Here is a 6,675-nt window from a genome sequence, read left to right on the forward strand (position 1 = left end):
GAGCGTGTGGTTGCCGGATCGGCCGAGCAGATCCCCCTTCCCGACGCATCCGCCGAAGCGGCCCTGGCGGCACAAATGTGGCATTGGGTCGATCCCGTTCGCGCGTGCGACGAACTCGGTCGGGTGATCAAGCCCGGTGGGGTCTTGGGCATTGTGTGGAACCTGCGCGATGACCGCGTCCCGTGGATTGCCGACCTCAACGAGCAAGTGCCGCTGGCCGACACGTACCAATGGTTCAAAGACCATGAGCGGCCAACGCTTCCAGGTAACTTCGGTCCGATCGAACTCGCCGAGTTCGAGCACGTGCAGACCACTGACGTCGATGGATTAGCCGGTCTCTACAGCACTTTCTCGGTCATTGGTTTACGGGAAGACCGAGACGATCTTCTGGACACCGTTCGGACTTTCGCAGCCACTCACCCGCAGCTTGCTGGCAAGCCAACGATCGAGATTCCCTATGTCTGCAAGGTGTTCACCGCTGTGCGGGACTAGCGCGTAGCGACCGTGCGAGCTCAGCCTGGTTGGCGATCATCAATGAACGTCAATTGCTTGAACAGCGTGGAAATCGTCGGCAACTGCAGACCGTTGCGTTCAGCACGTGCCAGCGGTTCGCCCAGCATTCCCTGAACCTCCAGGTGCCGACCTGCCTGGTAATCCACCTTCATCGAGGTTGAGTACGGCTGCATTTGCCGAGTTGCCGCCAGCAGCATGTCGGCCGCTTCCCGGGGAATCTCACGACCATCGGAAGCAGTGGCAGCGCGAACCTCGTCCATGATCGTTGACACCAACTCAACCGTGGCGGGGTTGCCCATGAGCTCGTCGGTCTGCGCGTTGAGGATCACCGACAACGAGTTGAACGGGATGTTCCACAGCAGCTTCTTCCAGCGAGCCAGCAGCAGGTCATCCTCCAGGACCGAGGGAATCCCAGCGGCAGCGAGATCGTCAGCAATCGTCTGCATCATCGGATGGATCCCTGCCGCTGCGTAGTCCGATGAGTACTGCCCCATGGTCATCGTGCCAAAGTCGAAGTGGCGGATCTGATTCGGAGACTCAAGGACCACACTGATGAACGCCAGGCCGCCAATAACAACCCCTGGATCGCCGATCGCGGCGGAGTACCCAGGTTCAGCTCCGAGCCCATTCTGGATGAGAAGTACCGCGCCACCAGGCTTGAGGATGGCCCCTACCCGGCTAGCAACGTCTGCGTTTGCCCCGCTCTTGACCGCGACAATCGCCACGTCGACTCTCGGCAGCGCTGACCAGTCGGCGTAGGCGTTCAGCTCCGTCAGTTCGAAGTCGCCCTCAGTCGAGATAATCTGCAGGCCGTTCTTGTCGACGTGTTGTGCACGGCCGCGAAACAAGAAGTGGACCTCTTGTCCGCTGCGGGCCAGCCGGGCACCGTAGAACCCGCCGATCGCACCCGCGCCGATCACCGCGTAGCTGGTCAATGGCCTCCCCTTTCAGCAAAGACGGCTGGTGCACCGCCGGTGTGCCAGAAAACCAACGGTCCATCGCCAAGCGCCGGGTCCATCGCGAGAACTGCGGCGAAGGCCTTAGCGGTGTAGACGGGATCAAGCAGAATGCCCTCACGCCGCAGCAAAGTCGTCAAAGCCCGCTCGCCAGCCTCCGTCGGCACGCCGTAGTCAGCGCCGAGGTAGCCGTCGATGACCACAGCGGGGTCGCGGCGTCCGCTGGCATCGTCGGTCGGTGAAGCGCCCGACCCTGCGCTGCTCGCCGCCAGTTGCGCGACCAGCGCCAGCGCGCCGTCGGCCACCGCATCCACGACTGGCGCCATGAGTGACCCCTCCAACGCGACTGTCACCCCGACGATGGCTGGCCCACCCCCGAGCAGTTCCCGTCCGGCGATCAACCCTGCTTGGGTGCCACCAGAACCCGTCGCGTGCACGACGGTCGCCGGTGCCAGTCCCTGCCGATCGCACTGTTCGATCAACTCCGCGTACGCGCGCGCGAATCCGAGGGCGCCCGTGGGAGTCGACCCGCCAGCAGGCATGGTGAACGCAACGCCGCCGCGCTGCTGGACCGCCTGTGCCGCAGCCTCGGCTCGGGCGAACAACGTGGCCCAATCGTCGACGTCGCAGAACTCCAGGGTTGCGCCGAGGTAGTCGTCGAGCAACAAATTGCCGGTTCGGCTACCGGGGTCGCTACCGCCGAGAACCAAGTGGGCGTCCATTCCCATGACTGCGGCGGCCGCGGCGACTGCTCGACAGTGGTTGCTCTGCGCAGCACCGATCGTGATGAGGGTGTCGGCGCCCTGATCCAACGCCTCTCCTAGCAGGAACTCGAGTTTGCGGATCTTGTTGCCACCAACGCCAACTGCCGTCAGGTCGTCGCGCTTGATCCAGACTTCGCGGCCGAGTTCCTCACTGATCCGCGGCAATAGATGCAGCGGTGTCGGTTCCGGGAGTAACGAGACGGGAGGGTCCAGGATCGCGAGTAGTCCTGCGGCGGTCGTCACGGCCGGCCGCCGATCGGGGCTGCGGCGGCAGTCATTGCCGGCCGCCAATCGGGCCTGCGCATTCACGCCGGAGTGCCACCCCTGCATCATTGCCGACGGTCGGGTCAAAGACGAATCGGGGCATTGGTCAGAATCTGATCAGCCACCTCACCCGCCCGCGGGGCAGGTCTATCGAGGAGTCGCATGCTTATCCTGCTGCCACCGTCGGAGGGCAAGACTGCGCCCAAGCGCGGTCGATCGCTGGATCTGGCACGGCTGTCGGCTGGCGAATTGACCCCGCACCGAGCGGCCGTGCTGGACAGCCTCACCAGTCTGTGTTGGGAAGCGGACCCCGCGACAGCCAGAAGAGTCCTCGGCCTGCCACCGGGGTTGGCGGACTTGGTTGCGCTCAATGCTGGCCTGCGGGGTGGCCCTACGGCGCCGGCGGCCACGATTTACACCGGTGTCCTCTTCGCGGCGTTGGACCTGCCGAGCCTGCATGGTGCGGAACTGCGCGCCGCGAACAGCCGCATCGCGATCATGTCGGGTTTGTTCGGGATGGTCACGCCAACAGATCGCATCTGCGCGTACCGGCTGTCGGCCGACGTCAACCTGCCCGGAATCGGCAACGTCGCGTCGTCCTGGCGGTCCGCACTGGATCCGGTATTCCGCGCACGAATCGGACGTGGGCTTTTGATTGACATGCGTTCGGCTGCGTACGTGAAGATGTGGCCCGTTCCGGCTGATCTGCAACGGCGTTGCCTGACCGTCAAAATCTGGCAACGCGGTTCCAGTGGAGCCAAGACCGCCGTCAGCCACCACAACAAAGCCGCCAAGGGTGAACTCGCACGGCTGCTGGCTACGGCTCTGCCGGCACCCACGACGCCAGCCAAGCTCTTGGCGCTGTGCATAGCAAACGGTTGGGATGTCGAAGTACCCCTCGATCACCCCAACCGTCTAGATGTGACTGTCGCCTGAGGCGATCGTCACATTCGGGTTCTGCACGTACATCGCCGTGATGGGTAATGCGCGACCAGGTGGACAATGACCGTGTGCCCACCTCGTTGTCCGCGGACCAACCAACCCGCCCTCCCGCGATCGGAGAGTCCGTCGAGTTGACGGTGGAGTCTGCCGTTGCCGGCGGTCTGTGCCTCGGCCGCAGCGACGGCCGAGTCGTTTTTGTGCGAGGTGCCCTGCCAGGTGAGGCCGTTCGCGCGCGGGTCGTGGGCCACGGGAAGGCCGGCGCGTTCCTGCGGGCCGAGGTCACCGATGTCTTGACGGCATCACCAGCCCGGGTCACCCCACCCTGCCCAGTTGCCGGTGAGTGCGGTGGCTGCGACTGGCAGCACGCGGACCTTCCCGAGCAGCGGGCGATTAAGGCCGCGGTCATCGTTGATGCGATGCGCCGCATCGGTGGAATCGACCGCATTGGCGACGTCGAACTCACTGACGCCGTCAATGTCCAACCACCCGACAACGGCAACGGGCTCGACTGGCGGACCCGCATGCGGTTTGCGACCGATGACGCTGGGGTACTTGGACTGCGTGCCGCGAATTCGCGCAGGGTGATTGCCGCGAGCAACTGTCCGATTTCGAGCCCGGGCATTCGCTCTGCCGTGGCCCGCGTGGCCCAATGGCCGACTGATTCAGAGGTCGTGGCGGCGGAGTCGAGTTCCGGTGAGGTCTACGTCCACGGAGTCACCGGCCCGCGGATCTTCCTTGAGGCAGTGAAGCGTCGGACCTGGCAAATTCCGGCAACCATTTTCTGGCAGGTCCATCCGGCCGCAGCAACGCTGCTGGTCGACGCGGTCGTCGAGTTGGCGGTTCCCACAGCCGGCGAGACCGTGCTCGACCTCTATTCCGGTGCGGGCCTGTTCGCGGCATTCCTCGCCGAGGCGGTGGGTGACACCGGTCGGGTTGACGCGATCGAAGGCAACCATGCCGCAGTAACCGCCGCCCGAGCCAACCTCACCGACGTTCCGCAGGTTCATCACCATCGCAGTGACGTCACTGCGTGGCTACGCCACAGCAAGCGGCGACCGGTCGACTTGGTGGTGCTTGATCCACCGAGGGCAGGTGCCGGGCGCGAGGTAGTCCGCGCAATCGTCCGACGTCAGCCCAATCGAGTCGTCTACGTCGCGTGCGATCCAGTCGCCCTCGCGCGCGACGCAAAGACATTTGCCGGGCTCGAGTACTCGCTGAACAGGTTGGTCTCGTACGACATCTTTCCGATGACCAAGCACGTCGAGTGCGTTGCATTGTTCGAGCGAACCGACAAGCAACCACACGTGTAGCTCCCTACTCTTCACCCATGACGACCCCTGCCCAGACCTCGGTCACAACTGCCGCTCCAGCTACCGACGAGCCGCCGGCCGTTCCGCCCGGGCTCCAGTACGTCCCCGTTGACGATGGTCTGGCCCTGCCGATCGACTACGACGCCAAGTATGGTGCGGGCAAGAAGCGCGCGTTGGTACTCGGCGGTGGCGGCATCTATTTCGTTGCCTGGCAAGTGGCCTACATCAATGGCTTGGCCAAGCGTGGAGTCGACCTGGGGTCGGCCGACATCATCGTCGGTACCTCTGCAGGGTCGTTGGTTGCATCGATCTTGGCGAACGGCAGCCTCAAGCGATTCGGCAAACAGGTCGACTGGATTTCCCGAGTACCAGCGCTCGTCGGCCTACTGGCCCCGGCTGCGGACTTCCACCCGAGTCAGCTGCGGGCACTGCAGATGTTCCGAGAGGCAGCCGACGCCACTCCAGCGACGGTTCGCGACATCGGCTATGCCGCGCTCGCGGCCCACGCACCCGCGGCGGCGGAGATGCGGCGTAGCACCGGGTTCGCCATTGCGGCTCGGGGCTGGCCATCGTCGGCCCTGCACATCTCGACGGTTGACACGTACACCGGCGAACGACTGATCCTGACCCAGTCGGCGAACCTGTCGGCGATCCGCGCGGCCGCCAGCAGCAGTGCCGTTCCGGGGGTCTTCAGCCCACAGCCAATCCACGATCGGTGGTGCATGGATGGTGGAGTCAGCGGTTCCGGTACCCACTGTGACGTCGTGGCTGGTGCCGAGCGGGCGCTGGTGATCTCCCTGGGGGCCAGCTTCAAGCAGACCATCCCGACGATGACCGTGCAGCCGGGCAGGTTCCAATACGAGCTGAACGAACTGCACCGCGTCGGTACCAAAGCCTTCGCCAAAGGACCAACCAAGGTCGATATGACCAAGCTGATGGATCCCGACGAGGTCCCAGAGGCGATCGCCATAGGTGACGAACAGGCAGCCGCCGACGCCGTGGAACTCGCGGCCTTCTGGAATAGCTGACGCAATTACCGCCACTGCGGCACAGTTGAACCGTGCTGAACCAGACCCGCTATGACGTCGCAATCGTGGGAGCAGGCACAGCAGGTTCGGCCGCTGCCCTGCATTGCGCGCGCCTTGGCCTTTCAACGGTTTGCCTCGACCGTCAGCCACACGGACAAGCGGGAGCCCACTGGCTCAACGGCGTTCCCGGCTGGATGTTCTCCGCAGCGGGGTTGGTCCAGCCGGTAGGCGACGAGCTGGTCGGTAACCGCGAACCGTTCCATATGTTGGCGGGCCACGGACCAGCGCGAATCATCATCACCGACCACGATTTGCTCGACGTCGATATGGGCCTGCTGGTCAAACGCCTGCAGTCCCTGGCCGAGGATGCCGGCGCCGAGCTGCGGGGAGGGGTCACGGTGGGCGCTCTGACCGAGGATGGTTTGGAAACCAGTGCAGGAGTGGTGAGGGCTCGGTGGTTCGTCGACGGGTCCGGCATGTCCGGCGCGCGATTGCTCAACCAGCCTCGAGTCACAGCCGACGACATCTGTTCGGCCGCGCAAGAGGTTCGAATGGTGACGAATCGGAGAGCCGCGCTGCGCTACTTCCGTGGCTATGGCGTCCCGGAGGGCCAGACCTTGGCTTTCACCGGTACTGCCGGCGGCTTCTCGACCGTCAACCTCACGCTGCGAGGAGATCGAGTCGCGTTGCTGACCGGCAGCATTCCTGCCCACGGGTATCCGTCTGGTCGGCGACTGATCAGCGAACTCGTCGACGCGAATCCGTGGATCGGCGAGCGCGTGAGCGGCGGCCACCGATCCATCCCACTGCGCCGACCATTTGACAGGCTCGCAAGCGACCGAGTCGCGCTCATCGGTGATGCCGCGTGTCAGGTGTTTCCCGCTCACGGTTCCGGCAT

General features: G+C 64.5%; 7 protein-coding genes. 5 read left to right on the forward strand and 2 right to left on the reverse strand.

Annotated elements, in window-relative coordinates; translation table 11 throughout:
* Positions 1-492, forward strand: a 492-nt coding sequence (locus tag KAZ48_09870; protein ID MBP7973096.1) for a methyltransferase domain-containing protein, incomplete at its 5' end; no start/stop codon positions are given.
* A gap of 20 nt (positions 493-512) precedes the next feature.
* Here KAZ48_09870 and KAZ48_09875 read toward each other — a convergent pair.
* Both KAZ48_09875 and KAZ48_09880 read right to left on the reverse strand, forming a co-directional pair.
* The gene (locus KAZ48_09875; protein MBP7973097.1) at positions 513-1,448 is read right to left on the reverse strand and encodes a 2-dehydropantoate 2-reductase; all 936 of its coding nucleotides are present in this window, start codon (positions 1,446-1,448) and stop codon (positions 513-515) included.
* The gene (locus KAZ48_09880; GenBank protein ID MBP7973098.1) at positions 1,445-2,566 is read right to left on the reverse strand and encodes a pyridoxal-phosphate dependent enzyme; all 1,122 of its coding nucleotides are present in this window, start codon (positions 2,564-2,566) and stop codon (positions 1,445-1,447) included. The genes KAZ48_09875 and KAZ48_09880 overlap by 4 nt, the downstream gene beginning before the upstream one ends.
* 93 nt (positions 2,567-2,659) lie before the next feature.
* On the opposite strand from KAZ48_09880, the gene yaaA reads away from it, so the two are divergent.
* The 4 genes from yaaA to KAZ48_09900 all read left to right on the forward strand — a co-directional run.
* Positions 2,660-3,433: a peroxide stress protein YaaA gene (gene yaaA / locus KAZ48_09885; GenBank protein ID MBP7973099.1), complete on the forward strand. Its 774-nt coding sequence runs from the start codon at positions 2,660-2,662 to the stop codon at positions 3,431-3,433.
* Positions 3,434-3,507: 74 nt separating this feature from the next.
* On the forward strand, positions 3,508-4,749 hold the full coding sequence (locus KAZ48_09890; GenBank protein ID MBP7973100.1) for a class I SAM-dependent RNA methyltransferase: 1,242 nt from the start codon (positions 3,508-3,510) through the stop codon (positions 4,747-4,749).
* Positions 4,750-4,766: 17 nt separating this feature from the next.
* The gene (locus tag KAZ48_09895) at positions 4,767-5,777 is read left to right on the forward strand and encodes a patatin-like phospholipase family protein (protein ID MBP7973101.1); all 1,011 of its coding nucleotides are present in this window, start codon (positions 4,767-4,769) and stop codon (positions 5,775-5,777) included.
* A gap of 32 nt (positions 5,778-5,809) precedes the next feature.
* Positions 5,810-6,675, forward strand: an 866-nt coding sequence (locus KAZ48_09900; protein MBP7973102.1) for an FAD-binding protein, incomplete at its 3' end; no start/stop codon positions are given.

This window comes from Candidatus Nanopelagicales bacterium, assembly GCA_018003655.1.
Lineage (GTDB): Bacteria > Actinomycetota > Actinomycetes > S36-B12 > UBA10799 > JAGNDY01.